The organism is Furfurilactobacillus sp. WILCCON 0119 (assembly GCF_053471565.1).
The window spans coordinates 123,245-148,586 of record NZ_JBPCCV010000005.1 but is presented as its reverse complement, the minus strand read 5'-3'; the positions used below and the strand labels follow the sequence as shown (position 1 = coordinate 148,586).

Below are 25,342 nucleotides of genomic sequence, written 5' to 3'. Positions count from 1 at the left end.
GGGGAAGTATCATGAAGCATAATCGTCGTTATGTCTTAAGTTTAGTGGCATTATTCGTCTTATGTACGGTAATTCTGACCGGTTGTAAGGCTGTTTCGTTAACACCACCTTCATTCGGTAACAAGGAAACCACCAAAAAGTCCAAGAGCCAGTTAAAAGTTGGGGTTTCACTGTCAACGTTGAGTAACCCATTCTTTGTCTCCGTTCGGGATGGAATCAACGATGTAGCAAAGAAGAACGGTAGTAAAACTGAAGTGTTCGACGCACAAAATGACAGTTCAAAACAGTCTAGTGACGTTGAAGATTTGATCCAAAAGAAGGTTGATGTCATCATCATTAACCCCGTGGATTCTGACGCGATCGCACCGGCTGTGAAGGACGCCAATAATGCTGGGATTCCAGTGATTGCCTGTGACCGGGGCTCAAACGGTGGGAAGCTACTAACGACCGTGGCCTCCGATAACGTGAAGGCCGGAAAGATGGCTGCTGACTACATGATGAGTAAATTACCAGCAGGTGCGCAAGTGGCCGAATTAGAAGGAACACCTGGTGCCGATGCGGCCATTCAACGTGGGCGTGGGTTCAATGACGCTGCTAAGGGCAAGCTTAAGATCGTGTCTAAGCAAAGCGCTGACTTTGACCGGGCGAAGGGCTTATCCACAATGGAAAACATCCTTCAGGCCCATTCATCCATTCAGGGGGTCTTCTCTCAAAACGATGAAATGGCGTTGGGGGCTGTGAAAGCCATCAATAATCCAAACCTGATCGTGGTTTCCATTGATGGGGAACCACAAGGCTTAACAGCTGTTAAGCAGGGGAAGATTTCAGGAATTATTGCCCAATCACCAAAGGTTGAAGGGGAACTGGCCATTAAGGCGGCCTATAAGCATTACGAGGGTAAGACGGTACCAAAACACATTGATTCACCAATCCACTTGGTAACAAAGGAAAACGTGAATAAACAAAAGTAGAGCGAAACCGCATGCGGTTAGGTCTGCTCAGGTAACAGAAATAGCGCCCCATGGACAGCACCTCGTCCATGGGGCGCTATTTCTGTTAGATGAGACGGGGCCTGCATGCGGTTTCGCGTTTGCGTCAGCAAAAGTAAGTAGCATCGCATGGACAAGTGGTAGCCCCATGGACAGCACTTCGTCCATGGGGCGCTATTCTTGTTAGATGAGACGGGGCCTGCATGCGGTTTCGCGTTTGCGCAGCAAAAGTAAGTGGCAATGATTACGGAAAAGGTTTGACTTTAAATGCAACTGCATGTAATATAAATGCACTTGCATTTATTAAGGAGAAGATTGAATGAGTAACTCAAAACGATTATTTGTTTCTGCACTATTCCTGTTGACCGGGTTTATGGTGCTTTTGAATCAGACCATGATGGTGACCGCGCTACCGATTATGGCAAAGACACTGCATGTATCACTGCAAAGTGCGCAGTGGTTAACATCTGGTTACGTACTGGTAATTGGTCTGGTGACGCCGATATCAGCAACATTGCTGAGCCGGTTTTCAAGTCGGAAATTGTACCTAGCAATGGTTGCGGTCTTTATCATTGGAACGCTGCTAGGGCCACTGACAAATCAATTTAGCATCATTTTGCTGGCCCGGTTAATCCAGGCCACTGCTGGTGGGATTTTGATGACGTTTGTGATGGTTAGCATGATGGAAATGTACCCGGCAAATCAACGTGGTGTCGTAATGGGGTATGTTGCGCTAGTGATTGCGGCTGGACCAGCATTGGGACCAACGTTGTCTGGACTTTTAATGAGTGCGTTTCCGTGGACCGCGATTTTTTGGCTTGTGTTGCCAATTATGGTAGTGATTTTCGTGGTGTCCCTAATGGTCGTCCCAGAAATATCGCCAGCAGAGACCAATGTGCACATTGATTTACGCTCCGTTGTGACCTCCATTGTTGGGGTCGGGTTAATCATGAGCAGTTTAACCGAATTTTCGCAAAATGTGCCGGTTGCGAGTGTGATGCTTGTCGTGGGGTTGATCGCAACAGGGGACTTTTTACACCGTCAGTTAACGTTGACAACACCATTATTAGACATTCGGTTGTTTAAACACATGCGGTTTACAACCATGATGCTTGCTGCCCTGCTGGCGTTTGCCGTGCTAATGGGCACCGAAACATTGATGCCGGTGTACATTGAAACTGGCATGGGTCGGACCAGTTTAGTGGCCGGTTTACTGATGTTTCCTGGGGCGATTGTCAACGCGGTGGCCTCACCATTTGTTGGCCGGATCTATGATGGGCGGGGTGCCCGTGGGTTGCTGATCAGCGGCCTAATCATTTTACTGGTTTCAGCAGTACCGTTTTTGTTCATGACGAAAACGTCAAACATTATTTTTGTGATGATCGTGTACGTTGTGCGGATGCTCGGCGTTTCGATTTTCATGGCTGTTACACTTACAGAAGCATTGGTGGGGTTGAAGGCTACAGAATTGAACTACGGGACGGCGTTTAACAACACACTTCGCCAGGTCGGCGGATCAGCGACAGCCACCATTTTAATGATGGTGGTTTCTGCGGCGGCCACCACCATTCACGGCTTCCAACTATCCATGTGGGTCACATTAGGGTTGATCCTTCTGTTGACAGTCGTCACTGGTTATTACCTCGTTAAGAGTCAAAAGGTGGGTGCTTAACATGCAGGACATGGAACGACTCGGGAAATGGATTGCGATGTACAACCGGACAATTCAAAACTGGTTGGCGACGGCGCTCAAGGACTTTCCTGAATTAAACGAAACGAACTTTGACTATGTTTTGATTGTTCATGATCATCCGGGGATCTCACAAAAAGAACTGATCAACGAAGTGTACCGGGAGCAAAGCATCATTGCAAAGTCCGTCAAATATCTGGTGAGTTCTGGTTGGTTGCGGATGGAAAAAGATCCCAACGATCACCGGATTTCACGGCTGTACAGCACGGAAAAAGGGGAGGCCGCCAATGCCCAGTTAAAAGCGCTCGCACTGCAAGCCGATCAGTTTGCCGTGACAGGCCTGACGGAAACGGAGACTCGTGAGCTTCAACGGTTGGTTCAAAAGGGTTTACGAACGGTGATGGCATTGAAAGCACCGGGTGAATAAGTGTTAGTTATGTGTTGACTTAGAGTGCCCTCTAAGGTGTACAGTGGCCTTATCAAATGACTAATGGAGGGCATCAACTAATGAAATTACTCGTTTTAGCAGCAAATGGTCAGGTCGCACGCATCGTTATCCAGCGAATTCTAGCGGAACCCGCATTTGCGGACGTTCAGTTAACACTTGGGCTTCGAAATCATGAGCGACTTGCGGAACTTGCAACAAACGACCGGGTGACCGTGGCTGAAGTTGACTTAGAAGACGCAGCTTCTGTTGCCGCTGTTATGGCGGGGCAGGACATGGTTTACATTGGGGTTGTTGATCATGATGATGACAACGCCATCACTAAGAATGTCGTGGCCGCAATGAAGGCCGCTGGTGTTAGTCGACTGATTTCAACCAGTTTACTGGGGCTTTACAATGAAGTGCCGGGTGAATTTGGTCGGTGGAACAGCGAACGGGTCGGCGGTGCTATGGCTGGTGCCATTAAGGCCGACCAACTGTTGGAAAATAGTGACGTGACCTACACAACGTTGCGCTTACCGTGGTTGAACGATCGTGATGAAGTGAAGTATGTTCTCACGCACCGGCATGACCAATACATTGGTGTTTCTGGTTCCCGGCAGAGTGTTGCCGATGTTGTTTTACGAATCGTCGCTGACCCAACGTTTGGGGCGAATGATAGTTTAGGGATGGCTGATCCTGATACCCAGGGGTTAGACCGGCCAGTATATTAAGTGAGCGTCAAAAAGGTGCTGATGGACAACGACTTGTTGTCCATCAGCACCTTTTTGAATTGACGTAAACGCGCTTTATTTCGCTCTAAATTAACTGGTTATGGGGATCTAACACCAGTGATTCTGCCAGTAAGACTTCACTAAAGAGGTCGTACACGATGTCTGAGTCCACGAGGCCGCGCCGAGCTAAATCATGAAGGTGGTTTTGCTCCGCAGTGAACGCTGTCATGGCCGCCCGACGCTGCTCAACACTCTGCATGGTGGTGAGGACGCGGTGGTCGGCTGCAATTGTCCGCCACTGACGAACAAAGGACCACACGGTATTATGGCGATCCTGATCCTTTAAGTCATAAATCACCAGGTCCTTTACATCTTGCGGTAGATCCATGCCGGTGACCGTTTCGACACCAATGATGGTTAACTGATGCCGGAGCTGATTCATCTGGCGGGTACGGGTCTTCGCTGTTTGATCTGCCGGGAGCCACCAGTGGAAGATGAGGGTTGGCAGGAGCATGCTGAGAATGATAACGACCGTTTCAATCAGAATAATTTGGTTAAACGTGGTTTCGCTGAGGTGGTTGCCTAATAACGAAAAGGTCATGGCTAACGTGACGGTGCCGTGAACACCACCAAGGGCAAACAGGGTGGCGTCACGGGTGGTTTGCTGGTGAATGAACCACCGCGCGTACACGAACCGGCATAAAAAGAGCCCAAGGTAGGCCACCAATCCGCTGACTAACCAAGTGAATGAGCCGGTTACGACCGCGTAATGGTCACGGAAAATTCGAACTAAGTTTAATCCGAGGGTCACGAAGACAAAGCCCTTTAATAATTCGGAGAAAAAGAGCACCATTTGAATCCCAAAGTGCATTTGGCGTGGCGCGGTAAACCGGCTCCGGTTAGCCTCACTATTATTGACGAGGCCGGCGGTGACGACGGCGATGATGCCTGATACGCCCAGCGCTTCGGCCACTGCATAGATGATAAACGGACTTAGCAAGTAGAGGGCATTTTGTGAGGTGATGTTATTCACGCTGGTCCGCACCAGCCACTGCCGAAACAGGGTGAACAACCCGGCAACCACGTTACCAACGATGAGGCCACCAATTGCAGAAATTAGCAGGGCACCACTGTTAGCCAGGAGGTTGAGGTGACCGCTTTGGTACCACAATAAACCAGCCTGAAGCAAAATGATCCCGGTGGCGTCGTTAAACATGGACTCCATCTTGAGGGTGTTGTTAATGGATCCCGGAAACTGGCGGCCAGTTGTGACCGATTCTAACGCGGTAGCGTCAGTTGGTGTGCTAATGGCCACGATAATGAGGGCGAGCGGTAGCGCCAGACCGATCAGGCTGTGCATAATGATGGTTGTAACGATGGCAGAAGCCAATGCTAAATGCTAACAACCCGGCGGTGCCGAGAATGCTGACCAGCCGGTCACGAACCATCACGACCGTTGTCCGTTGGCCCTCAAAGAAGAGCAGCGGTGCCAACACGACGATCATAAAAACGTCGTTGTCGAAGTTCGGAACAAGGTGGTTAGTGATCGGAAATAGGGCCAAAATCATGCCCATGAGGATGTTAACGTAGGCGTTGGAAATTTGTGGTATCAACTGCGCGATGATGTTCGCAATCGCAACAGTCAGCACAATGGTGAGGGTGGAAATGAATAGAGTCATGAGGCGCTCCCTTACGGTTTAATGATTAAGTAAAGCGTACCATAAATCCGTTTATCAAAGGAATTTAAGGGCGATGAATTGACCATCATTTGAAACCGAAGTAATCACTATTGATAATTTTAATTATGTAAACTAGAGTGATGGGTTAATTTAATTGGTGAGGAGAGCGGGTGCGGCTGCACACAAAAAGTGCATTAGAAAACGGCTGATTGCCTGAAGGTCAAAATCAGCCGTGGTTAAACGGAGCCTATTTCTTGGATTGATCGTCATTTTGCTGAGCACGCCATTCATCAGCTGTTAGAAGATCTTTAACGTGAAACTTGATCGAAGTGACTGTATAACCAGTCATGGCGCGAACAGCCGCGGTGATTTTCCGAGTGATCTTATCAAAGATGTCATTGGCGTCCTTACCGTATTCAAGCGTTCCTTCGAGCTCCAGTTCGACCGTTTGTTTGTCTTCATCAATGTCCGCTGAGACACCTTGGCCGGGATTAGTAACACCGAATTGGTTCGAGAGGCTATCGAAAATTGTCCCGGTTAATTCTAAAACACCGTCGACTTCCTGGGCAGTTTTGCCAGCAATTTTTTCTAACACGTCGTTATTAAAAATAATTTCCTTTTTTGTGACAGCTTCAGCCATTGTAAATGTCCTCCATTCTTGATGTCATTATGCTAATAAGCGGTTACTCAACGTCCTTTGTTTCAGTTGAATGTGATGAATTTGGTTTGCCCTTGGCCTGATTTTGCCAGTCGCGTTTACTCATAACGTCATTAATTCGAAGGTTCAACTCAACAACGTCTAATCCGGTAAAGTTCTTGATGTCACGGACGACGCGCTCAGTGACCTGTTCGAACAGGTGACGAATATCTTGGCCGTATTCAACGGTTGCGTGCATATCAAGGGCGACTTGTTTTTTGCCAACTTCTGCTTCAATCCCTTGGGTTGGATCGGCTTGGTTACGAAAACGATCTGTGATGCCACTTAACATGCCACCATCTAGTGATAGAACCCCGTCGACATTGCGAGCCGCTAATCCAGCAATTTTTTCGATGACACCGTCGTCGTAGCTTAACTCGTTTTTTAACTGTACTTTAGTTGTTTTTTCACTGTTTTCCATTATCAAATGACCTCCATAACAAAACTGACCTAACTAGATAAAAACTGATTGATTTTTTGTTTGATGTGCTTTCGATCAATATGACCATATTGACCAATAAGGCCACCAATGATGGTCAAAATCGCGACGAGAACCATGCTCCAGAATCCGGCAAAGACCCAGACTACACCGAGGATCAAACCAACCACCGCACCAAACATTGACCGTCTCATGACAGATCACTTCCTTTCTTAAATGACGCGGACACCATGTTCACGGGACTTAACAACAGGTTCGATATTGACGTTTCGGTGGCGAAGGGTAAAGCCAAGGTGGGCGTGTAAATACTGTTCGATGATTCCAAGAATGTCAGTCCCGAGAGCTTCAAAATTTTGTGCTTCTAGTGCGGTGGCGACACCATGAACGGTAACGTCTGCGCGTTTGTTATGGTGGATTCGCAAGGTTATGACAACATGACTAATATCAGCAGTGGTTTCAATGCGATACTTTAAGTCGCGTTCAATTGCGGCAACGGGCAGAAAAATGGTGCCATGTTGTTCATGAAACTGGACGGTTGTAACCGTTCGTGGTTTCAGCAGACCAATCAATAAAATGATGAGGCCGATGAGCGTGACAATAACGCCGATCACGATAAGCGTGGTGGCGGTCACCTGCGCATTAAGGGTCAAGCCATCGTGAAGCCAAGTCGAGACGGGCGGTATTGATTGGTTAGTAGTGACCAGGAAAAGACCAGTCAGAATAACGATGATTCCAGCAGTACTTACCACCCATTTTGTTAGCAAGCGCATTAATAAACCTCCTTTCTTTTGATTGCCTAAATCCTAAATGAAAGGGGCCCTGGGATTCCAAAAATATGCTTATTGCTGGCACATAGTTTAAGCGATAAATGGTCAGGTTTTTCAGCTGTTAGTAAAGTGTTCGTGAAGACTGTGACAATACAACGGATAACTGTGATTATTTTGCACGTTTATAAAAAAACAAGTTAAAGAGGATTGTGTGTAGTACGCTTACCTTAACTGAAAAGAAGTGGGGATCGTGAAAATGAAGGCACAAGTTGTGTACGCAACCATTACGGGAAATAACGAAGAAGTAGCTGACATCGTGGTGGATGCACTGCGTGGTAAAAACGTTGAGGTTACGAAGAGTGAAATTTCACAAACGGAGCTAACGGCTTTTGAAAAGGCTGATATTTGTGTTGTGTGTGCTTACACATACGATGAAGGGGCACTGCCTGAAGAAGGATTGGACTTCTTTGATGATTTAAAGGAGGCCGACTTAGCTGGGAAGGTTTACGGGGTCGCGGGTTCTGGTGACGTCTTTTACGGTGATGACTTCAACAAGGCAGTCGATGAGTTTGATGGGGCCTTTGCCCAGAGTGGGGCAACTAAGGGTGCTGAGAACGTTAAAATTGACCTAGAACCGTACGAAGAGGATGTTGAAACACTCCAACAGTTTAGTGACGCCCTGGTTAAGGCGTCAACACAAGGATAATTAAAAAGCGTTCGGTTGAGATCACATGATGATTCAACCGAACGCTTTTCAATTAATCGAGTGTTTGCTTTAATCCTGGTAACATCAATTGCCAGACGCTTTCGAACTGTTCTTGTGTCGAGGGTCCCCAACTACTTGCGTAAGCTGGGGCAGAAAAGGTCAAAAAGGCGTTCATAACGGCCGTAACGAGGTCGGTCGAAAGCGGCCCAATGGCTTGTTGCAGACTGTTATCAAGGTCGTTCACGTGAATTTGGAGCGCGGCTGGATTCTGGTCAATGTAGGTGGTGTAGAGCGCAAACATATCAGGGTCGTCCTCACGCGCGGCCATTTTTTGGCTGGTTAACGTCCAGAGCCAGTCGTGGAGAATCGCCGTCTTGGTGGTGTAGGGCTCGGTGTTGAACGGAAAGAGGGTTACCAACGTTTTGTCTAACCAGGAAAGCGCCAGTGACGTCCACAGGTCTTCCTTATTTTTGAAGTGCTTATAAAGGGCAGCGTGGCTGATGCCTAAGGCCTGACCGACCTTGGTGAGGGTCACCTTTTGAATGCCGTTTTGCTCAACGAGCTGTTGCGCCGTGTCAAGAATGCGCTGTTGACTGATTTTTTCCATTTAGCTGTCCTCGATTGTCGGGATTAAAATTTATTTAGTTACATTTATTGACTTTTGTAACTCGACGGTTTAAAGTATCTCTCAAGTTACAAAAAAATGAAATGTAACCAACTAAAAAAAGAGGCCTTTAACATGAAATTAACAAATAACACAATTTTAATTACTGGTGGAACTTCAGGCATTGGCTTGGGCTTGGCACAATCACTTGATCAACTGGGCAATCAGATCATTGTTTTAGCGCGAAATGCGGATAAAATGGCCGCGGTTAAGGCTGGCCACCCAACATTTGCGACGTTTCAAGCGGATGTGAATGATGTTGAAACACTGAAGGAGTTGCCAGCGTGGATCCAGGGTCATTATCCAGACTTAAACATGGTGATCAACTCGGCTGGTGTCATGCGGGCCCATGATTTACTTGACCCTAACGTGACGGTTGAAGACTTATTTGCCGATATCGACATCAACCTGAAGGGGACGGTTGCGGTAGATAAACTGTTATTACCACAGCTGATTCACCAAAAAGAAAGCCTTGTCGTGAACGTCTCTTCTGGGTTGGCGAACTTGAGCTCAGCCGCCCACCCAACGTACTCGGCATCAAAGGCTGGGGTGCACATGTTTACCTCAGCATTGCGTGATCAGCTTCGGTTTGCACAGCTTGACCATGTGCACGTTATGGAATTGGTGCCACCATTAGTATCTGAAACGAACTTGGAAAGCGGCAGTCATGGTGGCCGTGGTGACATGAAACTGGCTGATTTAGTGCAGGCCGCTCTGAAAGGTATGGCGGGTGATAAGGGCCGTGTTAACGCGGGAGCTGCCAAGATGCTCCGTAAAGCCGGTCAGTTACGACCAGACCAGACGGAATGGCAGTTTGCCAAAACCAGCTTAGCACAGTATTTCCCAGCCGGCTTGGTAAAGTAACGAATAATCATCATAAAAAGCGTCTGAACCCTTGATAAGAAGGGGCTCAGACGCTTTTTGAGTTAAATGGTTACGGTAATCAATTCGAGGTTGTCAATGGGGCGGCTTGGCTGGTGCAAAAGAGTCAGCCACCGCTGGATCACTAAGCCATGTGTTACGACCATCACGTCGCCATCAAATGGGGTGGTCTGAAGTTCCGTTAAGAACGCATTCAACCGGTGATCAAGATGGTGAAGTGATTCACCGTGGGCGAGCTGTTCATATCCCTGGGCCACATCATGATCGTGAAGGTTCCAGCACGTTGGAAACGTGGTCTTGAGGGTCGTTAAGGGTTGACCATTCCAATCACCGTAGTCGAGTTCTTGAAGCCGATCATCAACAATGCGCGGCACAGCGGCGGGAAGAATGATGGCTGCTGTGTTTTGGGCCCGGGTTAGGGGGCTGATGTAGCAACAAGCAAGGCGCTTTTGCGCCAGAAGTGGCCGCATTTGTTTACAAGCCTGCTGGCCTAGGGCAGTGAGGGCCGTGCGCTCATCATTGACAGTTCCTTGGAGAACGCCGGTAACGTTAGCCACCGTTTGAGCGTGGCGAACAAGGTGGACGGTCACCATACGCTTATTTAAAAACCGGCTTGCTGTTTCTGTAGAGAATGTCTTCTTTCTTTTCAAGCAGATTAGCATACCGGGCAGCAGCAAAGAAATAATCAGACAGGCGGTTAACAAAGATAAGCACATCGGGGTTGATTTCAGCTTCATTTTGCAAAGCAACGATTTCCCGTTCGGCCCGCCGTGTGATGGTCCGTGCCATGTGGAGGTTGGCAGCAGTCTTAGTCCCACCAGGAAGGATAAACTTCTGAACGGGTGGAACGGCTTCTGTATACCGATCAATCAGCGTTTCAAGCCAGCCAGTCGCTTTGCCTTCGTGTTCAAAAATGAACGGGTGGCGCGTATCGTCGGCCATCCGGGCAAGGTCGGAGCCTGCGTCAAATAGCAATTGTTGAATTTCCGTTAGTTCATCAGCCAGTGGGGCGGTTGCTTCATTTAGGTCGGCGATGGTCAAGCCAACCCATGAGTTTAATTCATCAATGGTTCCGTAGGCTGCGACACGAATGTCGTCTTTAGTCACAATTTTCTTACCAATGATTCGGGTTTGGCCGTGGTCGCCAGTCTTTGTGTAAATTTTCATCAATTAGTCACATCACTTTCTATGATTAAAGGTGGTTCAAGAAAATCCTCTGAGCACAATGTAACGCTATCCGCGTTGTGATGGGGAAAACTCAGGAAACAATGCAAGAAAATCATAGTTTATGCTCGATGACAAAATGATGCTAATGACCGCTAATTATTGACATTGCCTGGTGATTAGTCGCTGTCTATACTTTTATTGACTTAAACAAATTGCTTGATTAACCGTCACCATATCGTGGCTAGACGTCGTTAGTGAATCGTGTCACGAAAATGGCGGTGATTAGCAAGCTTATGGATGAAAGAAGGACACACATGGGAACTTCACGCGTACTAAAACGGACAATGTTGGCGGCATTATTACTGGCACTTTGTGTCGTGGGCGCCAACGTTAAGATCATGGGCTCCATTGCATTTGATTCGGCACCTGCCTTTTTAGGGGCCATCTTATTAGGACCGTGGTTTGGTGCGTTCCTTGGTTTTTTTGGTCACATGACCTCAGCGCTGTTATCAGGGCTTCCGCTAACCTTGCCGGTTCACTTGATCGTTGCGTGTGGGATGGCCGTTTGTATGTTCGTCTTTGGCTGGATTCGGCAGCGGTTTGGGAAGAGCCGGGTGGGCATCGTGCTTCTCTCTGACCTTGTGGGGTACCTCATTAATGTGCCACTGGAAATTCCGGTGTTATATCCGTTATTAAAGGGCGCAATTTTTGCACTGTTTATTCCGTTAACGCTTGCCACCATCGCGAACCTAATTGTCTGTGAAGTGATTTATGCTGCCCTTCCTAAGCGTCAACGGGACGCAGATTTCTTGCAGGTTCAAACTAAGGTTTCTAAATGAGAACGGGCGAGCACGGCGGGAACGTGGCGGCAGTCAGTGAACAAGCTCATGTTGCCGCGGCCTCATTAATTGACTTTAGTGCCAACATTAATCCGTTAGGGGTGCCAGCACCATTGCTCACTGTACTTGCTGAGGCGGCGCCGGACTTAACGGCATATCCCGATCCCCGGTACCCAACGTTAACGGCGGCACTCGGCCGGTATCATCACGTCACGCCGCAAGCGGTCTTTCCCAATAACGGTGCGTTAGCGGTGCTTCGTGACGTTGCACTTGCCCTGAAGCCACGGCAGGCCGTAGTGGTGACACCAGGATTTAGTGAATATGAGCGGGTGTTTCAGCTAGTGGGAAGCACGGTGTTGCATTACGCATTAACGGAGCCCACGGGCTTTACGTTATCTGTATCGGCATTGATTTCCTGGCTAGGAGAAAACGTTTTACCTGGTGCAGTCGTGTGTTTAGGAAATCCCAATAATCCCACCGGACAGTTGTTGACCCCAAAGACATTGCGGCCGTTGGTTGATTACTGTCAGGCCCATCAGTTGTGGTTGGCGGTGGATGAGGCGTTTATGGATTTTTTGTTTGATGAGCAACTAAGCTTGCTGAGTCAGCTAACACCGGCAGATCCAGTGGTGATCATTCGGTCGGCCACAAAGTTTTTTGCCATTCCGGGGGTGCGGTTGGGGTACGGCTTGACGCAGAACCCTTTCTTACAGCAACAATTGACAGCGGTTACAGAGACGTGGGCGGTCAACGCCATTGCACAGACAATGGGCAGTAAATTGTACGACCAAACGACATACATTGCGGAAACGAAACGGTGGTTCAAAACAGAGCAGCCGTGGCTTGGCGCACAGCTTCAGACGCTTCCGGGCGTCACCGTGTTTCCCAGTCGGGTGAACTTCTACCTATTCAAAGCGCCACTGTCTGACTTACAAGAACGGCTGTGGCAACGCGGAATTATGATTCGAAGCTGTGATAATTACCCGGGTTTAGATGACCATTTTTACCGGGTCGCGGTCAAGGATCACGAGTGTAACGACCACTTATTAACGGCGCTTACTGCAACTTTATCAGAAACGGAGGCACTGGCATGAAGGCAGTGTTAATCGCAGGGACAAACAGTGGGTCAGGGAAAACAACGGTGACGCTTGGCCTGCTGAAGGCATTATGTCAACGGGGAACGGTTCAACCGTATAAGGTGGGGCCCGATTACGTTGACACAAAATTTCATACGCGTATTACCGGTCGGGCATCGCGGAATCTGGATGGCTTTTTAACACCAGATGCACAAACCCTGGCTTACCTGTTTACCCAAAATACGGCCGCCGTCGACTTTGGCGTGGTTGAAGGGGTGATGGGGCTGTATGACGGCTTGGGCAGTGATAAGGACGCCTGTTCCACCGCGGCCATGGCGAAGCAACTGGGCTTACCGGTGATCCTTGTGGTTGATGGGCACGGGATGTCAACGTCGGTTGCCGCGCTGTTATCAGGCTACATTAACTTTGATCCGGCGGTGAGAATTGCCGGGGTCATCATCAATAACGTCATGAGTGAGAATCACTATCAACTCATTAAAACGGCGATCAACCGGTACTTAACGGTGCCGGTGTTAGGGTACCTACCCCATGATAAAAGTGTGGCGTTACCGTCCCGGCAGCTCGGACTGGTGCCGGATGCAGAAGTGGCCAAAATTGACGACAAGATCAACCGGTTAGCCGACCAGATTACCGCTCACGTTGATTTAGATCAGTTGGTCGAGCTTATGACACCAACACAAACGAACGTTTCGCTCCCGTTTCCGGTTCCTAAAACAACCCTGCGAATCGGGATCGCCCAGGATGAAGCGTTCAACTTCTACTATGCGGACAACTTGGCGTTGCTCCGCCAAAGTGGGGCGACACTTGTTCCGTTTAGTCCACTGCATGATAACAAGCTGCCAGAAGTTGACGTCTTGATGCTTGGGGGTGGCTACCCCGAAGAGTTTGCGGCGGAGCTGGCGAAAAACACCGCCATGCGGACCGCCATTCGCGCCTTTTCAGACGCTGGCCGGCCCATTTACGCCGAGTGTGGTGGGTTGATGTACCTTGGCCGGCAGCTTGTGGTCAATGATGAGTACTTTGACATGGTTGGGGTGTTTACTGGTACAAGCACGATGACGGCCCGGTTGAAACGCTTTGGGTATTGTTACGCAACCCCAACGACCGCGACCATGCTTGGAAATCCGGGAAGCCAATTGACGGGCCACGAATTTCACCACTCCCAGTTTGAAGCAGATACTGGCTTATCGCCAGTCCTCGCCATGAGCAAAGTTCGTGACGGTGAGGTGGTGGCAGAGTGGTCCGGAGGGTACCAAACAAACGCCACGTTTGCGAGTTATCTTCACGGCCACTTTTACCAAAACAAGACGTTTTATCGGGACCTAATTCGTCAGTGGGAGTCGGCTGCCCATGCGAATTGAGATGATTTTATTGGGGCTTGTTCTGGACTTGATCTTGGGTGATCCCCCGCGGTGGCCTCACCCGGTAAAACTGATTGGTCATCTGATCAGCTGGTGTGAGCACGCATTCAACCAGCCACGATTCAGTGACCAGATCAGACGGTGGCTTGGCGTTCTCCTGTGGATCATCGTCGTTTTAGGAACTGCGGCAGTCACCGCTGGTCTTATGTGGCTGACACGTCCGGTCTGGTGGCTCCACTTTTTACTAGGAACCTACATTGCTTACACCTGTTTGTCCGTCAAGGGTCTTGCTCACGAAGGCCGAAAAATTCAACGGTCATTAACAGCCGGAAACTTAGCGGTTGCGAGACAACAGGTTGGTATGATCGTCGGCCGTGACACCGCTGATTTATCAGCAAGTGACGTGACGAAAGCCACCGTTGAAACCATTGCCGAAAATACGAGTGATGGGGTGATTGCGCCACTACTGTGTTTGTTCATTGGCGGCCCCGTTTTGGGGCTGAGTTATAAGGCGGTGAACACGCTGGACTCCATGGTGGGGTACCGGAATGAACAATATGCCGCCATCGGTTGGTGGTCGGCAAAATTGGATGACATTGTGAATCTCATTCCGGCCCGGTTGACGTGGTGTTTTCTGGTGTTAGCCACGTGGCCTTTACGTCTTAATACGCGGGAAGCCATTACCGTTGGCCGCCGCGACCATAACCATCATTTGAGTCCTAACAGCGGGTTTGCAGAGTCAGTGGTGGCCGGTGCGCTAAACGTGCGGTTGGGTGGGCCCCATACCTACTTTGGTGAGTTGGTCATCAAACCTTACATTGGTGAGGAAACAGCACGCGCCATTACACCCGAAGACATCACGATGACATGCCGATTACTGTACATGGCAACGGCACTGGCAACAATCACGTTAACCGCAATCACCTGGTTGATCACTAGTTTACTGGCTTAACACACACTTAATTAAAGGAGCACGACACAATGGAACATGAGGGCTATAACACGATTCCAAACCAAATCACGGATAAAAGTTTTGTCATGATTCAGGATGAAATTGACCGGTTAGAACCGGATTATCAGTTTAATAACGCGGTGGAGGAAGCCATCATCAAACGGGCCATCCACACCACCGCAGATTTTGACTATCTACATACCCTGGCGTTTACAAACGATGTCATTGCAAAGATTCAGCACATTTTGACGCACCATGGCGCCATTTTTACGGATACCACCATGGCGTTGGCCGGCATTAATAAACGAAAGCTTGATGCACTGGGTGTTGATTACCATTGTTTCATTGCTGACCCACGGGTCTACGACATTGCGCAAGAAAAGCAGATTACCCGCTCAATGGCAGCCATTGAATTGGCCGCTGAGGTACCTACCGAAAAGTTATTTATCATCGGAAACGCCCCAACAGCCGTTTATAAAATTCTTGAAATGACGGCGGCAAAAACGTTAACCCCAGACGCCGTGATTGGTGTTCCCGTTGGTTTCGTTGAGGCTGCTGAAAGTAAGGACGCCTTGATGCACAGCACGATCCCAGCGATTGTGGCTCAGGGCCGAAAGGGTGGGAGCAACTTAGCTGCCGCACTGACAAACGCCATTTTATATAATCTGTAACCAAGTGGGTGAACACGATGAGTGAAGACGATTACGTTTACTACAATGGCCGTAAGCTTCGCAAGGGATTTACGACCGGAACAACTGCCACCGCGGCAGCCGTTGCAGCAACGAAAAGCATTTTACAGCAACAGCCACAGGTTGGGGTGACGGTCAACGCCGCTAACGGGCAGCAAGCCACGTTTGACGTTCAGGACTGTACGTTTGACGAGCACCAGGCCACCGTTGCCATCACCAAAGACGGTGGTGACGATCAGGATGCCACGGACGGCATGTTGATTTACGCCACGGTGACGCTTCGCGCGGATGACAGCATTACGTTGGAAGGCGGGCAAGGCATCGGGCGGGTCACCCAAAAGGGGCTGGCCAACGAACCGGGCATGCCCGCCATTAACCCGACACCACGTAAAATGATCAAACAAAGTGTCCGGGAGATCTTAGGTCCCAAGCGGGGAGCTGACATTTTGATTTTTGCGCCTGAGGGCGAGCGCGTGGCTAAACTAACGTACAATCCGAAGCTTGGCATCGTTGGTGGGATCTCAATTTTAGGAACCAGCGGCATTGTTACACCGATGTCTGAGGAAAGCTGGAAACATTCCATTTCCATTGAAATGAACATCCACAAAGAGCGTGGCGATCACCAAATCATCCTAACCCCGGGAAACTACGGGGAGGACTTCTTAACGGATGAACTGCACATTAGTAATGCCAAACAGGTCCAGATGAGTAACTTCGTGGGCTATGTACTGAAGGAGACCCAACGCCTCGGGTTCACGGATGTATTGATCGTGGGTGACTTGGGCAAGATGATCAAAGTTGCTGGGGGGATCTTTTCCACCCATAGCAAGGACGCCGACGCCCGCGCGGAAATCATGGTTGCTAATTTGGCGTTATTAGGTGCCCCGTTATCATTACTAACACAAGTGAATGACTGTTTAACGACCATTTCTATGATCGAGTTAATTAACGCGGCTGGTTACCAGCAGGTGTACCAAGTGCTGGTGGATAAAATCAAGGCGCGGAGTGAACGGCTACTGAACCGGGGGGAACAAAAGACGCACATTGACGCGGTGATTTTCTCCAAGGCAACCGGCTACCTGGCATCAACAAAGTCGTTGAAAACCGTGACGGAGGTGTGGCGATGATTACCGTGTTAGGCATCGGTCCGGGCGCCGCCGCGTTACGACTGGCCGGGACAAACGACTGGTTAACCAACGCTGACTACGTGATTGGCGCGCCGCGGCAGTTAGAAACGTTAGCCGTGCCGGAAAAAAAGGCGGTTACGCTGCCACCGCTGGCGACGCTGGAACAATGGCTTCACGAACACCACGCCGACAACGTGGTGCTACTGGCCTCGGGTGATCCGTTGCAATACGGCATTGGCAACTGGGTGGTGAAGCACTTTGACGCCACCCAGTACCGGATCATCCCGGGGATCAGTGCCATTCAGTACTGTTTTCACCAGTTTGGTCTATCACTAAACGACGTGTACATCACTAGTAGCCACGGCCGTAAGCCAGACTTTGACTTCCTGTTACGGCATCAAAAGGTTGGCATGGTGACGGATACCGTGATTGGACCGGCTGAAATTGCCGCAGCCATCCGGGAACGGGGGCTGCACCGGACACTGTACGTTGGTGAACGGTTGAGTTACCCAGATGAACAGTTATCGAAATGGACGGAGCAAACGGTTCCCGAGCGGGACTATCAATTAAACGTGGTGGTGATTGTCGATGAGGGATGACGAATTTTTACGAACGAAGGTGCCAATGACCAAGCAAGCGGTCCGGGCACTCTGCATTGATGAGCTGGACCTAGCGCCAGTCGGTGAACAAACGGTGCTCGATATTGGCGCCGGAACGGGGAGCATTAGCATCCAAATTGCGAAAACGCACCCGGCTATTTCTGTCATTGCGGTGGAGCATACACCAGCCGCCGTTGACATCATGACGCAAAATTTGACCCACTTTGGGCTCACAAACGTCACGTTGATCGAAGGGGAAGCACCAGCTGTCTTACCAGAGCAACAGTTTGACCGGATCTTTATTGGCGGAAGCGGTCAGGAACTCACCGCCATCATCGCGTGGTCCGTGGCGCACTTAGCACCACAAGGACGGCTGGTGATGAACTTCATTTTAATGGAGAATGCGCAAACGGCCTTAACGGCTTGTGAACAACAGGCGGGTCTGACAGACATTCGCTTTTGCAACATGACGGTGGCCTCGTGGCATGCACTAGGTCAAGGCCACTACTTCAAACCAAATAACCCAACGCTCATTTTGAGTGCAACACGAAAGGAAGACTAACACATGGCAGTTGTAACGTTTATCGGAGCTGGCCCTGGCGACAAGGACTTGATCACATTGAAGGGGTACCGGAAGCTCGCCGCAGCCGACGTTGTGATCTATGCAGGATCACTGATCAACCTGGAACTTCTGGATTACTGTAAGCCAGACGCAACGTTGTTTAACAGCGCGGAGATGACTTTAGAAGAAATCATTGAGCAAATGGTGCTCGGGGTTCGGGCAGGTAAAGACGTGGTTCGGTTACAAACGGGGGACTTTTCCATTTATGGCTCCATTCGTGAACAGGTTGAGGAACTTAAGAAACAGGACGTCGGTTTTGATTGCATTCCGGGTGTGAGTTCGTTTTTGGGCGCTGCATCATCACTTGGTGTGGAATACACGGTTCCCGAAGTGTCTCAAAGCGTCATCATCACGCGGATGGCTGGTCGGACACCGGTGCCAGATAAAGAGTCACTTCGAGCTCTTGCCGAGCACCAAACATCGATGGTGATTTTCCTTTCCGTTCAGGGGATTCAAAAGGTCGTCAAGGAGTTACTTGCCGGTGGGTATCCAGAAACGACGCCAGCAACGGTGATCTATAAAGCCACGTGGCCAGATGAACAGTCTGTTTCCGGGACGTTGGCTGACATTGCGGTGAAGGTTCATGAAGCAGGAATTCGGCGGACAGCCCTCATTATGGTGGGTGAATTCTTGGGTGAGCAATACCATTACTCACGGCTGTACGACGCAAACTTCAGCCACATGTACCGGAAAAAGCAAATTAGCGATGACCAAAACTAAGGTCGGAGTCCTCGCACTGACGGCAACGGGGTGCACGTTGGCAGAACGGATCCACACGACGTTAGCAGCCGATGTAACGCTGATTTTGCCGGAAAAATTTGCGGCGGCTTCCGCGGCAGTGACGTTTAAAACGGGTGGCTTCCGGTCAGCGTTTGCCACGGCCTTTGGGCAGTATGACTGTGTCATTTGTGTGATGGCAACAGGCATTGTGGTTCGGCAACTAGCACCACTGTTACAGGATAAATTAAGTGATCCGGCGGTGTTAGTGGTTGATGAGCAAGCTCACCATGTCATCAGTCTCTTGGCTGGGCACATGGGTGGGGCAAACGACTGGACGGTCCGCCTCGCGGAGGCATTGGCCAGTGACCCCGTGATCACAACGGCAACGGACACGGAGGGCGTTCAGGCGCTCGATGTGTTAGCCCGGGAGTATCACGGCTGGTACGCAGAGTTTAAGACCACGACAAAACGGATCAACGGGCGACTAGCAGCCCGGCAACCAGTAGCGTTATGGATCGACCCCGTTTATCGACCACACCACCCAGCATTGACGGGCTTTACCGTGGTGGATGAGCTCGCGGCACGACCAGATGGGGTGCCACTTGTCGTTATTTCCGACCGAACGGACTTGCCAAAACTGGTGGATGCCACACAACTGATCCCCCGGGTCAATGTGTTAGGCATCGGCTGCCGCAAGGACGTTACGGTGGGCATGATGCAAGCGGCTCTGACTGAATTTTGTCAGGAACAGCACTTAGCCTGGCGGTCGATCGCACAGCTGGCCTCCATTGAGAAAAAGGCGCATGAAGCAGGGATCCACTACCTGGCGGAAACGCTGAACGTTCCGGTAACGTTTTATTCTGCTGCCACCTTACAAACCGTTGCTGATCACTACCCGCAGTCATCATTTGTGACTAAGACGGTGGGCGTTGGTGCGGTAGCAGAGCCAGCCGCAGAAATTGCAAGTGGTGTGCCGGTGAGCGGAGAACGGTTTGCAGCACACGAAATCACGTTGGCCTTGAGCCGACAACAACCATGGAAAGATGAGGAAAACTAAATGTTATACATTGTGGGACTAGGACCTGGTGACAAACGCGTTATGACGACGGAGGCCATTCAAATTATTGAACACTGCCCCATCATCGTGGGCTACGCCACGTACATGCGCTTAGTGAAGGACATGTTAGCTGATAAGCAGATCGTTTCGACCGGGATGCGCGGTGAAGTGGAACGGTGTGAAAAAGCGATCGAACTAGCCGCTGATGGAACTGACGTTGCCTTAATCTCAAGCGGTGACGCTGGTATTTACGGAATGGCAGGGCTCATCATGGAAATGTTAGCCAGTCAAAAACGGCAACTGGACGTTAAGGTGATTCCTGGTGTGACAGCAAGTATCGCTGCGGCTGCCGCACTTGGGGCGCCGTTAATGAATGACTTTTGCCACATTAGTCTGAGTGATTTGATGACACCATGGTCCGTCATTACGCAACGGGTCGACGCCGCCGCTTCAGCGGATTTCGTTATCTGTCTGTATAACCCCCGGAGTAAGGGACGCCCAGATAACTTGCGGCAAGCATTAGACATCGTGCTGAAGTATAAGTCAGCGGACACGATCGTGGGTTACGGAAAAGACGTTGCCCGGCCAAAGGAAATCGAGCACATTACAACAATCGGTGAACTCGACGAAGAAGACATTAACATGACCACCATTGTCATCATCGGAAACAAAAACACCTTTGTTGACCAGGGCCGGATGGTCACACCGCGGGGCTATTCACTATGATTTTGTTGATCGGGGGGACGTCGGAGAGTCTTGTCGTGGCCGACATGCTCACGGCACAACACATTCCGTTTATGCTGTCGGTCACCACTGGTTACGGCAATACGCTGGCGCACCAACATGCACAAACGGTGGTTGAAACCATGTTTACCCCGGAAACGTTGACGACGTTTATCAAAGACCACCACATCACGGTGATCATTGACGCGTCCCATCCGTTTGCCCAGGTGATCTCCCAACTGGCCATGACGATTGCCGCCCAAACGGCCGTGGCATACGTCAGATACGAACGAACCCATCCACAGTTGACCGGCGACCACATTGTGACGGTGACGTCGCAGGCTGAAGCCTTAGCGTACTTAGCCGCCCATGATGGGAATGTTTACCTATCAACGGGTAGTAAAACGGCCGCTGATTACGCGACCGCGTTAGGCGTTGACCGGTTACAGGTCAGGGTGCTACCCACGGCAAGTGTGCTTGAAAAGCTCACGACGGCAGGATTTTCGGCACATCAAATTGACGCACTTTGTGGGCCGTTTAGCACTGAATTAAACGTTGCGTTGTTTGAACGCGCGGCCGCAAAAATTTTGGTAACGAAGAATAGTGGCGACCGTGGCGGGATGAGTGAAAAGGTCGCCGCCGCACAACAGTTGAACATGACGGTTCTGATTATTGAGGCACCAACGCTAGCCTATCCAGCAAGTGTTGCGGATGTCGCAGCGTTAACTGATTTCTTGAAGGGGGAACACGCATGGCAGGACGAGTAACGTTACTGGGCGCCGGGCCCGGCAATGTGGGGTATTTAACGGTCCTTGGCCAACGGCGATTGGCTGAGGCAGATGTGGTCGTTTACGATCATTTGGTTGATCCAGACCTACTGACGATCGTTGCTGCAACGGCCACGTTAATTGACGTCGGAAAGCGGCCGTACGAAGCCCACATTAGCCAAACGGAAATTAACGATCTATTGGTGGAACAAGCGCTGGCCGGCCATCAAGTGGTTCGGTTAAAAGCTGGTGACCCCTACGTGTTTGGTCGTGGTGGTGAGGAAGCGCAGTATCTGTTGGCCCGCGGCGTTGACTGCGAAGTGGTGCCTGGGTTGACTAGTGCCATCGCGGGGTTAGCGGCCGCCGGCATTCCGGTGACGCACCGCGGCGTGGCCACGAGTTTTCACGTGATCACTGCGCACCAGCAAACCGGGCAGCCGTTGAACTGGCCGGTGCTGGCCAAGCTCGATGGAACCCTGATCTTTTTGATGGGGGTCGCACAATTACCAACGATCACGGCCGAACTGATTAAAAATGGCCGTGCTGAAACCACACCCGTTGCGGTGGTCCAGTGGGCCAGTCAGTGGCGGCAACAAACCGGTGTTGGGACGTTAGCGACGATTGAAACGGTGGTGGCTGAACAGGGCTTAGGTTCACCGGCCCTCATTGTCGTGGGTGAAGTTGTTAACCTAGCGGAAACATTGCAGCCACGCCTGCCATTGGCAGGGCGGCACCTGCTGATTTCAACAACGGCGGAGGCGCAGTTAGGTCATCAATTAACGGATGCGGGGGTCAGTGTTGGTCATTATCACATGCCGCAGACTGTTCCAGTTGACGCAACGCTTCCAGATTGGCGAAATCCCGGTCGGTTGGTCTTTACAAGTGTTCGCAGTGCTGAACAGCTGTTGGCACAATTAGTGGCCAGTGGCCATGATCTTCGTGCGTTAGCCGGTTGGCAACTAGTTGCGACGTCAACACTTCTCGCCACGCGGTTGCAAACGGCCGTTGGGTTGGTCGTGGATGCAGTAATCAGTTCAGCGGCCATCGCAGCGGCCGACTGGGTCGTTGGTGAACAACAGGCCGTGACGGAAATTGCCGCGGCAAAGCAAGTCATCGTCACGTGTCGAGATCACATGCCACGGTTGTTGAGTGTCGCCGTTGAAACGTTTGACGGGGTGGTCATTACGAGCCGCCGGTCACTGCGCGCGCTACTTGCCGCAACAACGACTGCCCAGCAGGCAGAATTATTTGACCTACCAACGTACGTTTTTGGCGAGCAGTTAGCTGAAACAGTCGCCGCCGCGGGCTTTACAAACGTGCAGGCCATTTCATCATCATCTGCACTAGTCGACAAATTAATGGAGGAGGTGTCAGGATGACAGCGGGATTACTACTGGTTAGTTTTGGAACGACCGTTTCAACGGCCCGCGAGGCGTTAGTGACGGCGACAACGGCGGCCTATCATAAGGCGTTTCCTGAGCGGGTAATCGCCCACGCCTTCACATCAACCATCGTTCGCCGTCGGGTGTTCGAACAAACGGGGATTCAGCTGGACGATGTACGTGATGCCGTGATGAAACTTCACGAAGCGGGCGTCACGGACCTCGCCGTCCAGTCACTTCATGTGATTCCTGGCATTGAATTTGAGCAGTTAAAGCAGGCCCTTGCACCACTGGAACCGTCATTTTCTCGGGTCGTTGTGGGGCAACCATTGCTAACCTCGTTTGCGGATTACCAAGTGGTTACCAACTGGTTAGGGCAGCTGAGTGATGATGGTGAGCCAATGAGCGGCGTGGTCATGATGGGCCACGGGACGGAGCACCAGGCGTTTACGGCGTATGCGTGTTTAGATCACATGTTGCAGACAACGAAAACGTACATGGGTGCAGTGGAAAGTTATCCAGGCTTGGAACAAGTCATTAATGCACTAAAACGGGACCACGTGACAACGGTGACGTTACGGCCGTTCATGATGGTCGCTGGGCACCACGTTGCCGAAGATATGCTCGGCGAAATGCCTGCGTCATGGCGGTCTCAGTTAACTGCGGCCGGCATTCACGTGACGCCGCTAACCACTGGATTAGCCACTGAGCCCGTCATTTTAGAACAATTTATCGCGCACACACGGCGTGCACTGGAGGTGGCACATGACTAATTCACGGGGACGGTTTTACGGGATCGGTGTTGGTCCTGGTGATAGCGACTTGCTGACCATTAAGGTGGTTAAGGCACTAAAACGGTTGGATGTTTTGTACGTTCCGATTGCAAAGGATGATCAACCGAGCTTGGCAGAATCCATTGCCCAGCCGTACTTACCAATGGGCATCACGATTAAACAACGGCTGTTTCCGATGACGCGAAATCGCGATCGTCGGACAGCTGCGCTGACGGTCATTGCTGATGAAATGGTTCTGGATATTGACGCCGGAGCCAACGTCGGGATGTTGACCCTGGGTGATCCAGCGGTTTACAGCACGGTTTCTTACATCGTGACGCTACTAAACGAGCGGGTCCCAGTCACGTTAATGGCAGGGGTTGCTTCATATTCACAGTTGGCCGCCACGGTCGGCCAACCACTGATGTGTGACGAAGAATCATTATGCATCATGCCAGCCACGGCAGGATTTCCCAAACTCAAGCAAGCCATTTTACAGCATGACAACATTGTGATCATGAAAATCAAAGTGGCCTTTGCGGATGTGTACACCTTCTTATCACAACTGAATTTATTGGATCACGCGGTGCTGGTCACCAACGTGTCATTAGCCGATCAAAGCATTCAACGGCTCACGGACATGACCGGGACCGAAGAACTCACGTATTTCACAACATTATTAATTAAAAAGGACGTGGCATCATGATCAGCAAGTTAAATCGTCAGGGGCAACTTCGGCTGGCAGTATTATCCGTGTTGTTTGCCGCCTACTTTACGTTCGGCAGTAACATTGACGCATTTGCCATGCACATCATGGAAGGGATGCTCCCACCAATGTGGTGCATCTTCTGGTTTGCTGTGAGTGCGCCATTCTTCATTTACGGATTGTACCGGATGAAGGTCATCGTGACCTCAAGCCAACAAAATGCCAAGGTAATGCTGGCACTGTGTGGGGCGTTCGTGTTCGTTCTATCATCACTGAAAATGCCATCCGTTACGGGTTCATGTTCACATCCAACGGGGGTGGGTCTGGGGACCGTGATGTTTGGCCCTGGGGTCATGGCCGTTCTTGGGGTGATTGTGCTCTTATTCCAAGCCTTACTGTTAGCGCATGGTGGCTTAACCACGTTGGGTGCGAACGAATTTTCCATGACGATCGTCGGCCCCATTGTTGGCTTTCTTGTCTGGAAATTATGCCGAAAGTTAAACGTCAGTCGTTCGGTTTCACTGTTCTTATGTGCCATGTTGGCTGACTGGTCCACGTACATCACGACGTCGTTTCAACTAGGAGTCGTTTACCCTGATCCGCACACCGGGATCTTTGGTTCCGTTGTGAAGTTCTTGGGGATTTTTGCCATCACCCAAATTCCGTTAGCAATCGCTGAAGGGTTCCTGACGGTGATCATTTACAACCTGATCTTAAACAACGATTTATGGAAGGAAAGTGCTCTGTCATGAACAACAACAAATCGCGCACGAAACAAAACATTATTTTGCTGATCTTGGTCATCATTTTAATCGTTGTCCCGTTTGTTGTTGCTAAAGGCGGCGAGTTCGGTGGAAGTGACGATCAGGGAACGGCCATGATCAAGAAGCTGGATCCCGGGTATAAGCCATGGGCCCACCCATTGTGGACGCCACCGTCGGGTGAAATTGAAAGTCTGCTATTCACACTTCAAGGAAGTTTGGGAACGGGAATTATTGCGTATGTCATCGGAAATGCCCACGGTAAACGTGTGGAACGCCAAAAGCACGAGGCAAAAACGGATGACGATAAAACAGCGAACTGAGGCATT

General features: G+C 50.4%; 32 protein-coding genes. 23 read left to right on the top strand and 9 right to left on the bottom strand.

The window, feature by feature from the left end:
- The first annotated feature begins 11 nt into the window (after nt 1–11).
- The 4 genes from ACRYI5_RS09200 (at nt 12) to ACRYI5_RS09185 (ending at nt 3,837) form a co-directional block, all read left to right on the top strand.
- Nucleotides 12–971: a substrate-binding domain-containing protein gene (locus ACRYI5_RS09200; RefSeq protein ID WP_448225060.1), complete on the top strand. Its 960-nt coding sequence runs from the start codon at nt 12–14 to the stop codon at nt 969–971.
- 337 nt (nt 972–1,308) lie between these two features.
- Nucleotides 1,309–2,661, top strand: coding sequence for an MFS transporter (locus ACRYI5_RS09195; RefSeq protein WP_448225059.1), 1,353 nt, complete (start codon nt 1,309–1,311; stop codon nt 2,659–2,661).
- Nucleotide 2,662: 1 nt separating this feature from the next.
- On the top strand, nt 2,663–3,106 hold the full coding sequence (locus ACRYI5_RS09190) for a MarR family winged helix-turn-helix transcriptional regulator (protein ID WP_407878923.1): 444 nt from the start codon (nt 2,663–2,665) through the stop codon (nt 3,104–3,106).
- Between the two features lie 80 nt (nt 3,107–3,186).
- Nucleotides 3,187–3,837, top strand: a complete 651-nt coding sequence (locus ACRYI5_RS09185) for an NAD(P)H-binding protein (RefSeq protein WP_448225058.1) — start codon at nt 3,187–3,189, stop codon at nt 3,835–3,837.
- An 85-nt stretch (nt 3,838–3,922) separates the two neighbouring features.
- Here the strand turns inward: ACRYI5_RS09185 and ACRYI5_RS09180 are convergent, their stop codons facing one another.
- The 6 genes from ACRYI5_RS09180 to amaP form a co-directional block, all read right to left on the bottom strand.
- The gene (locus ACRYI5_RS09180; RefSeq protein WP_448225057.1) at nt 3,923–5,197 is read right to left on the bottom strand and encodes a cation:proton antiporter; all 1,275 of its coding nucleotides are present in this window, start codon (nt 5,195–5,197) and stop codon (nt 3,923–3,925) included.
- Nucleotides 5,142–5,516: a hypothetical protein gene (locus ACRYI5_RS09175; RefSeq protein WP_448225056.1), complete on the bottom strand. Its 375-nt coding sequence runs from the start codon at nt 5,514–5,516 to the stop codon at nt 5,142–5,144. The genes ACRYI5_RS09180 and ACRYI5_RS09175 overlap by 56 nt, the downstream gene beginning before the upstream one ends.
- A gap of 247 nt (nt 5,517–5,763) precedes the next feature.
- Nucleotides 5,764–6,156 (bottom strand): Asp23/Gls24 family envelope stress response protein, encoded by a 393-nt coding sequence (locus tag ACRYI5_RS09170; RefSeq protein ID WP_407878921.1) that lies wholly within the window; start codon nt 6,154–6,156, stop codon nt 5,764–5,766.
- A 43-nt stretch (nt 6,157–6,199) separates the two neighbouring features.
- Nucleotides 6,200–6,634 carry an Asp23/Gls24 family envelope stress response protein gene (locus ACRYI5_RS09165; RefSeq protein ID WP_407878920.1) on the bottom strand — a complete coding sequence of 145 codons (435 nt, stop codon included), beginning with the start codon at nt 6,632–6,634 and terminating at the stop codon, nt 6,200–6,202.
- A gap of 29 nt (nt 6,635–6,663) precedes the next feature.
- Entirely contained in the window at nt 6,664–6,846 is a 183-nt protein-coding gene (locus ACRYI5_RS09160) for a DUF2273 domain-containing protein (protein WP_407878919.1), read from the bottom strand.
- Nucleotides 6,847–6,864: 18 nt separating this feature from the next.
- Nucleotides 6,865–7,422, bottom strand: a complete 558-nt coding sequence (gene amaP / locus ACRYI5_RS09155) for an alkaline shock response membrane anchor protein AmaP (RefSeq protein WP_407878918.1) — start codon at nt 7,420–7,422, stop codon at nt 6,865–6,867.
- A gap of 253 nt (nt 7,423–7,675) precedes the next feature.
- Here amaP and ACRYI5_RS09150 point away from each other — a divergent pair, with 253 nt between their 5' ends.
- A complete protein-coding gene (locus ACRYI5_RS09150) occupies nt 7,676–8,125 on the top strand; it encodes a flavodoxin (RefSeq protein WP_407878917.1) in 450 nt (149 codons plus the stop codon).
- 52 nt (nt 8,126–8,177) lie between these two features.
- Here the strand turns inward: ACRYI5_RS09150 and ACRYI5_RS09145 are convergent, their stop codons facing one another.
- Nucleotides 8,178–8,732, bottom strand: coding sequence for a TetR/AcrR family transcriptional regulator (locus tag ACRYI5_RS09145; protein WP_448225055.1), 555 nt, complete (start codon nt 8,730–8,732; stop codon nt 8,178–8,180).
- 132 nt (nt 8,733–8,864) lie between these two features.
- Between ACRYI5_RS09145 and ACRYI5_RS09140 the strand changes: the two genes are divergently transcribed.
- The gene (locus ACRYI5_RS09140; protein WP_448225054.1) at nt 8,865–9,653 is read left to right on the top strand and encodes an SDR family oxidoreductase; all 789 of its coding nucleotides are present in this window, start codon (nt 8,865–8,867) and stop codon (nt 9,651–9,653) included.
- Between the two features lie 62 nt (nt 9,654–9,715).
- Here ACRYI5_RS09140 and ACRYI5_RS09135 read toward each other — a convergent pair whose 3' ends face one another.
- Both ACRYI5_RS09135 and ACRYI5_RS09130 read right to left on the bottom strand, forming a co-directional pair.
- The gene (locus ACRYI5_RS09135) at nt 9,716–10,264 is read right to left on the bottom strand and encodes a histidine phosphatase family protein (RefSeq protein ID WP_448225053.1); all 549 of its coding nucleotides are present in this window, start codon (nt 10,262–10,264) and stop codon (nt 9,716–9,718) included.
- 4 nt (nt 10,265–10,268) lie between these two features.
- Entirely contained in the window at nt 10,269–10,838 is a 570-nt protein-coding gene (locus ACRYI5_RS09130; RefSeq protein WP_448225052.1) for a cob(I)yrinic acid a,c-diamide adenosyltransferase, read from the bottom strand.
- Nucleotides 10,839–11,152: 314 nt separating this feature from the next.
- Here ACRYI5_RS09130 and ACRYI5_RS09125 point away from each other — a divergent pair, with 314 nt between their 5' ends.
- From ACRYI5_RS09125 to ACRYI5_RS09045, 17 genes are read left to right on the top strand one after another with little or no spacing between them, the layout of a single operon-like run.
- On the top strand, nt 11,153–11,677 hold the full coding sequence (locus ACRYI5_RS09125; protein ID WP_407878909.1) for an ECF transporter S component: 525 nt from the start codon (nt 11,153–11,155) through the stop codon (nt 11,675–11,677).
- The gene (gene cobD / locus ACRYI5_RS09120) at nt 11,674–12,771 is read left to right on the top strand and encodes a threonine-phosphate decarboxylase CobD (RefSeq protein WP_448225051.1); all 1,098 of its coding nucleotides are present in this window, start codon (nt 11,674–11,676) and stop codon (nt 12,769–12,771) included. The genes ACRYI5_RS09125 and cobD overlap by 4 nt, the downstream gene beginning before the upstream one ends.
- Nucleotides 12,768–14,135 (top strand): cobyrinate a,c-diamide synthase, encoded by a 1,368-nt coding sequence (locus ACRYI5_RS09115; RefSeq protein ID WP_448225050.1) that lies wholly within the window; start codon nt 12,768–12,770, stop codon nt 14,133–14,135. The genes cobD and ACRYI5_RS09115 overlap by 4 nt, the downstream gene beginning before the upstream one ends.
- Nucleotides 14,125–15,087 (top strand): adenosylcobinamide-phosphate synthase CbiB, encoded by a 963-nt coding sequence (gene cbiB, locus ACRYI5_RS09110; protein ID WP_448225049.1) that lies wholly within the window; start codon nt 14,125–14,127, stop codon nt 15,085–15,087. The genes ACRYI5_RS09115 and cbiB overlap by 11 nt, the downstream gene beginning before the upstream one ends.
- A gap of 29 nt (nt 15,088–15,116) precedes the next feature.
- A complete protein-coding gene (locus tag ACRYI5_RS09105) occupies nt 15,117–15,758 on the top strand; it encodes a cobalt-precorrin-8 methylmutase (protein ID WP_448225048.1) in 642 nt (213 codons plus the stop codon).
- 17 nt (nt 15,759–15,775) lie between these two features.
- Nucleotides 15,776–16,903: a cobalt-precorrin-5B (C(1))-methyltransferase CbiD gene (gene cbiD / locus ACRYI5_RS09100; protein WP_448225047.1), complete on the top strand. Its 1,128-nt coding sequence runs from the start codon at nt 15,776–15,778 to the stop codon at nt 16,901–16,903.
- Nucleotides 16,900–17,502 carry a cobalt-precorrin-7 (C(5))-methyltransferase gene (locus ACRYI5_RS09095; RefSeq protein WP_448225046.1) on the top strand — a complete coding sequence of 201 codons (603 nt, stop codon included), beginning with the start codon at nt 16,900–16,902 and terminating at the stop codon, nt 17,500–17,502. Before cbiD ends, ACRYI5_RS09095 begins: the two co-directional genes overlap by 4 nt.
- Nucleotides 17,492–18,064, top strand: coding sequence for a decarboxylating cobalt-precorrin-6B (C(15))-methyltransferase (locus ACRYI5_RS09090; protein WP_407878900.1), 573 nt, complete (start codon nt 17,492–17,494; stop codon nt 18,062–18,064). The genes ACRYI5_RS09095 and ACRYI5_RS09090 overlap by 11 nt, the downstream gene beginning before the upstream one ends.
- A gap of 3 nt (nt 18,065–18,067) precedes the next feature.
- On the top strand, nt 18,068–18,844 hold the full coding sequence (locus tag ACRYI5_RS09085; protein WP_407878899.1) for a cobalt-precorrin-4 methyltransferase: 777 nt from the start codon (nt 18,068–18,070) through the stop codon (nt 18,842–18,844).
- Complete coding sequence (locus ACRYI5_RS09080; protein ID WP_448225045.1) at nt 18,831–19,901, top strand: cobalt-precorrin 5A hydrolase; 1,071 nt, start codon at nt 18,831–18,833, stop codon at nt 19,899–19,901. Before ACRYI5_RS09085 ends, ACRYI5_RS09080 begins: the two co-directional genes overlap by 14 nt.
- Nucleotides 19,902–20,627 carry a precorrin-3B C(17)-methyltransferase gene (cobJ, locus tag ACRYI5_RS09075; RefSeq protein WP_407878896.1) on the top strand — a complete coding sequence of 242 codons (726 nt, stop codon included), beginning with the start codon at nt 19,902–19,904 and terminating at the stop codon, nt 20,625–20,627. It begins immediately after the preceding gene.
- Nucleotides 20,624–21,391 carry a precorrin-6A reductase gene (gene cobK, locus ACRYI5_RS09070; protein WP_448225044.1) on the top strand — a complete coding sequence of 256 codons (768 nt, stop codon included), beginning with the start codon at nt 20,624–20,626 and terminating at the stop codon, nt 21,389–21,391. Before cobJ ends, cobK begins: the two co-directional genes overlap by 4 nt.
- The gene (gene cobA, locus ACRYI5_RS09065; protein WP_448225043.1) at nt 21,376–22,770 is read left to right on the top strand and encodes a uroporphyrinogen-III C-methyltransferase; all 1,395 of its coding nucleotides are present in this window, start codon (nt 21,376–21,378) and stop codon (nt 22,768–22,770) included. The genes cobK and cobA overlap by 16 nt, the downstream gene beginning before the upstream one ends.
- Complete coding sequence (locus ACRYI5_RS09060; RefSeq protein WP_448225042.1) at nt 22,767–23,546, top strand: sirohydrochlorin cobaltochelatase; 780 nt, start codon at nt 22,767–22,769, stop codon at nt 23,544–23,546. Before cobA ends, ACRYI5_RS09060 begins: the two co-directional genes overlap by 4 nt.
- Entirely contained in the window at nt 23,539–24,252 is a 714-nt protein-coding gene (gene cobI, locus ACRYI5_RS09055; RefSeq protein WP_448225041.1) for a precorrin-2 C(20)-methyltransferase, read from the top strand. Before ACRYI5_RS09060 ends, cobI begins: the two co-directional genes overlap by 8 nt.
- Entirely contained in the window at nt 24,249–25,004 is a 756-nt protein-coding gene (locus tag ACRYI5_RS09050; protein WP_448225040.1) for an energy-coupling factor ABC transporter permease, read from the top strand. The genes cobI and ACRYI5_RS09050 overlap by 4 nt, the downstream gene beginning before the upstream one ends.
- A complete protein-coding gene (locus tag ACRYI5_RS09045; protein WP_448225039.1) occupies nt 25,001–25,336 on the top strand; it encodes an energy-coupling factor ABC transporter substrate-binding protein in 336 nt (111 codons plus the stop codon). The genes ACRYI5_RS09050 and ACRYI5_RS09045 overlap by 4 nt, the downstream gene beginning before the upstream one ends.
- The last annotated feature ends 6 nt before the right edge of the window (nt 25,337–25,342 follow it).

Bases quoted from the DNA above. Each gene is read 5' to 3' on its own strand.
- ACRYI5_RS09200 (WP_448225060.1), top strand. From the start codon at position 12: ATGAAGCATAATCGTCGTTATGTCTTAAGTTTAGTGGCATTATTCGTC.
- ACRYI5_RS09195 (WP_448225059.1), top strand. From the start codon at position 1,309: ATGAGTAACTCAAAACGATTATTTGTTTCTGCACTATTCCTGTTGACC.
- ACRYI5_RS09190 (WP_407878923.1), top strand. From the start codon at position 2,663: ATGCAGGACATGGAACGACTCGGGAAATGGATTGCGATGTACAACCGG.
- ACRYI5_RS09185 (WP_448225058.1), top strand. From the start codon at position 3,187: ATGAAATTACTCGTTTTAGCAGCAAATGGTCAGGTCGCACGCATCGTT.
- ACRYI5_RS09180 (WP_448225057.1), bottom strand. From the start codon at position 5,197: ATGCACAGCCTGATCGGTCTGGCGCTACCGCTCGCCCTCATTATCGTG.
- ACRYI5_RS09175 (WP_448225056.1), bottom strand. From the start codon at position 5,516: ATGACTCTATTCATTTCCACCCTCACCATTGTGCTGACTGTTGCGATT.
- ACRYI5_RS09170 (WP_407878921.1), bottom strand. From the start codon at position 6,156: ATGGCTGAAGCTGTCACAAAAAAGGAAATTATTTTTAATAACGACGTG.
- ACRYI5_RS09165 (WP_407878920.1), bottom strand. From the start codon at position 6,634: ATGGAAAACAGTGAAAAAACAACTAAAGTACAGTTAAAAAACGAGTTA.
- ACRYI5_RS09160 (WP_407878919.1), bottom strand. From the start codon at position 6,846: ATGAGACGGTCAATGTTTGGTGCGGTGGTTGGTTTGATCCTCGGTGTA.
- amaP (WP_407878918.1), bottom strand. From the start codon at position 7,422: ATGCGCTTGCTAACAAAATGGGTGGTAAGTACTGCTGGAATCATCGTT.
- ACRYI5_RS09150 (WP_407878917.1), top strand. From the start codon at position 7,676: ATGAAGGCACAAGTTGTGTACGCAACCATTACGGGAAATAACGAAGAA.
- ACRYI5_RS09145 (WP_448225055.1), bottom strand. From the start codon at position 8,732: ATGGAAAAAATCAGTCAACAGCGCATTCTTGACACGGCGCAACAGCTC.
- ACRYI5_RS09140 (WP_448225054.1), top strand. From the start codon at position 8,865: ATGAAATTAACAAATAACACAATTTTAATTACTGGTGGAACTTCAGGC.
- ACRYI5_RS09135 (WP_448225053.1), bottom strand. From the start codon at position 10,264: ATGGTGACCGTCCACCTTGTTCGCCACGCTCAAACGGTGGCTAACGTT.
- ACRYI5_RS09130 (WP_448225052.1), bottom strand. From the start codon at position 10,838: ATGAAAATTTACACAAAGACTGGCGACCACGGCCAAACCCGAATCATT.
- ACRYI5_RS09125 (WP_407878909.1), top strand. From the start codon at position 11,153: ATGGGAACTTCACGCGTACTAAAACGGACAATGTTGGCGGCATTATTA.
- cobD (WP_448225051.1), top strand. From the start codon at position 11,674: ATGAGAACGGGCGAGCACGGCGGGAACGTGGCGGCAGTCAGTGAACAA.
- ACRYI5_RS09115 (WP_448225050.1), top strand. From the start codon at position 12,768: ATGAAGGCAGTGTTAATCGCAGGGACAAACAGTGGGTCAGGGAAAACA.
- cbiB (WP_448225049.1), top strand. From the start codon at position 14,125: ATGCGAATTGAGATGATTTTATTGGGGCTTGTTCTGGACTTGATCTTG.
- ACRYI5_RS09105 (WP_448225048.1), top strand. From the start codon at position 15,117: ATGGAACATGAGGGCTATAACACGATTCCAAACCAAATCACGGATAAA.
- cbiD (WP_448225047.1), top strand. From the start codon at position 15,776: ATGAGTGAAGACGATTACGTTTACTACAATGGCCGTAAGCTTCGCAAG.
- ACRYI5_RS09095 (WP_448225046.1), top strand. From the start codon at position 16,900: ATGATTACCGTGTTAGGCATCGGTCCGGGCGCCGCCGCGTTACGACTG.
- ACRYI5_RS09090 (WP_407878900.1), top strand. From the start codon at position 17,492: ATGAGGGATGACGAATTTTTACGAACGAAGGTGCCAATGACCAAGCAA.
- ACRYI5_RS09085 (WP_407878899.1), top strand. From the start codon at position 18,068: ATGGCAGTTGTAACGTTTATCGGAGCTGGCCCTGGCGACAAGGACTTG.
- ACRYI5_RS09080 (WP_448225045.1), top strand. From the start codon at position 18,831: ATGACCAAAACTAAGGTCGGAGTCCTCGCACTGACGGCAACGGGGTGC.
- cobJ (WP_407878896.1), top strand. From the start codon at position 19,902: ATGTTATACATTGTGGGACTAGGACCTGGTGACAAACGCGTTATGACG.
- cobK (WP_448225044.1), top strand. From the start codon at position 20,624: ATGATTTTGTTGATCGGGGGGACGTCGGAGAGTCTTGTCGTGGCCGAC.
- cobA (WP_448225043.1), top strand. From the start codon at position 21,376: ATGGCAGGACGAGTAACGTTACTGGGCGCCGGGCCCGGCAATGTGGGG.
- ACRYI5_RS09060 (WP_448225042.1), top strand. From the start codon at position 22,767: ATGACAGCGGGATTACTACTGGTTAGTTTTGGAACGACCGTTTCAACG.
- cobI (WP_448225041.1), top strand. From the start codon at position 23,539: ATGACTAATTCACGGGGACGGTTTTACGGGATCGGTGTTGGTCCTGGT.
- ACRYI5_RS09050 (WP_448225040.1), top strand. From the start codon at position 24,249: ATGATCAGCAAGTTAAATCGTCAGGGGCAACTTCGGCTGGCAGTATTA.
- ACRYI5_RS09045 (WP_448225039.1), top strand. From the start codon at position 25,001: ATGAACAACAACAAATCGCGCACGAAACAAAACATTATTTTGCTGATC.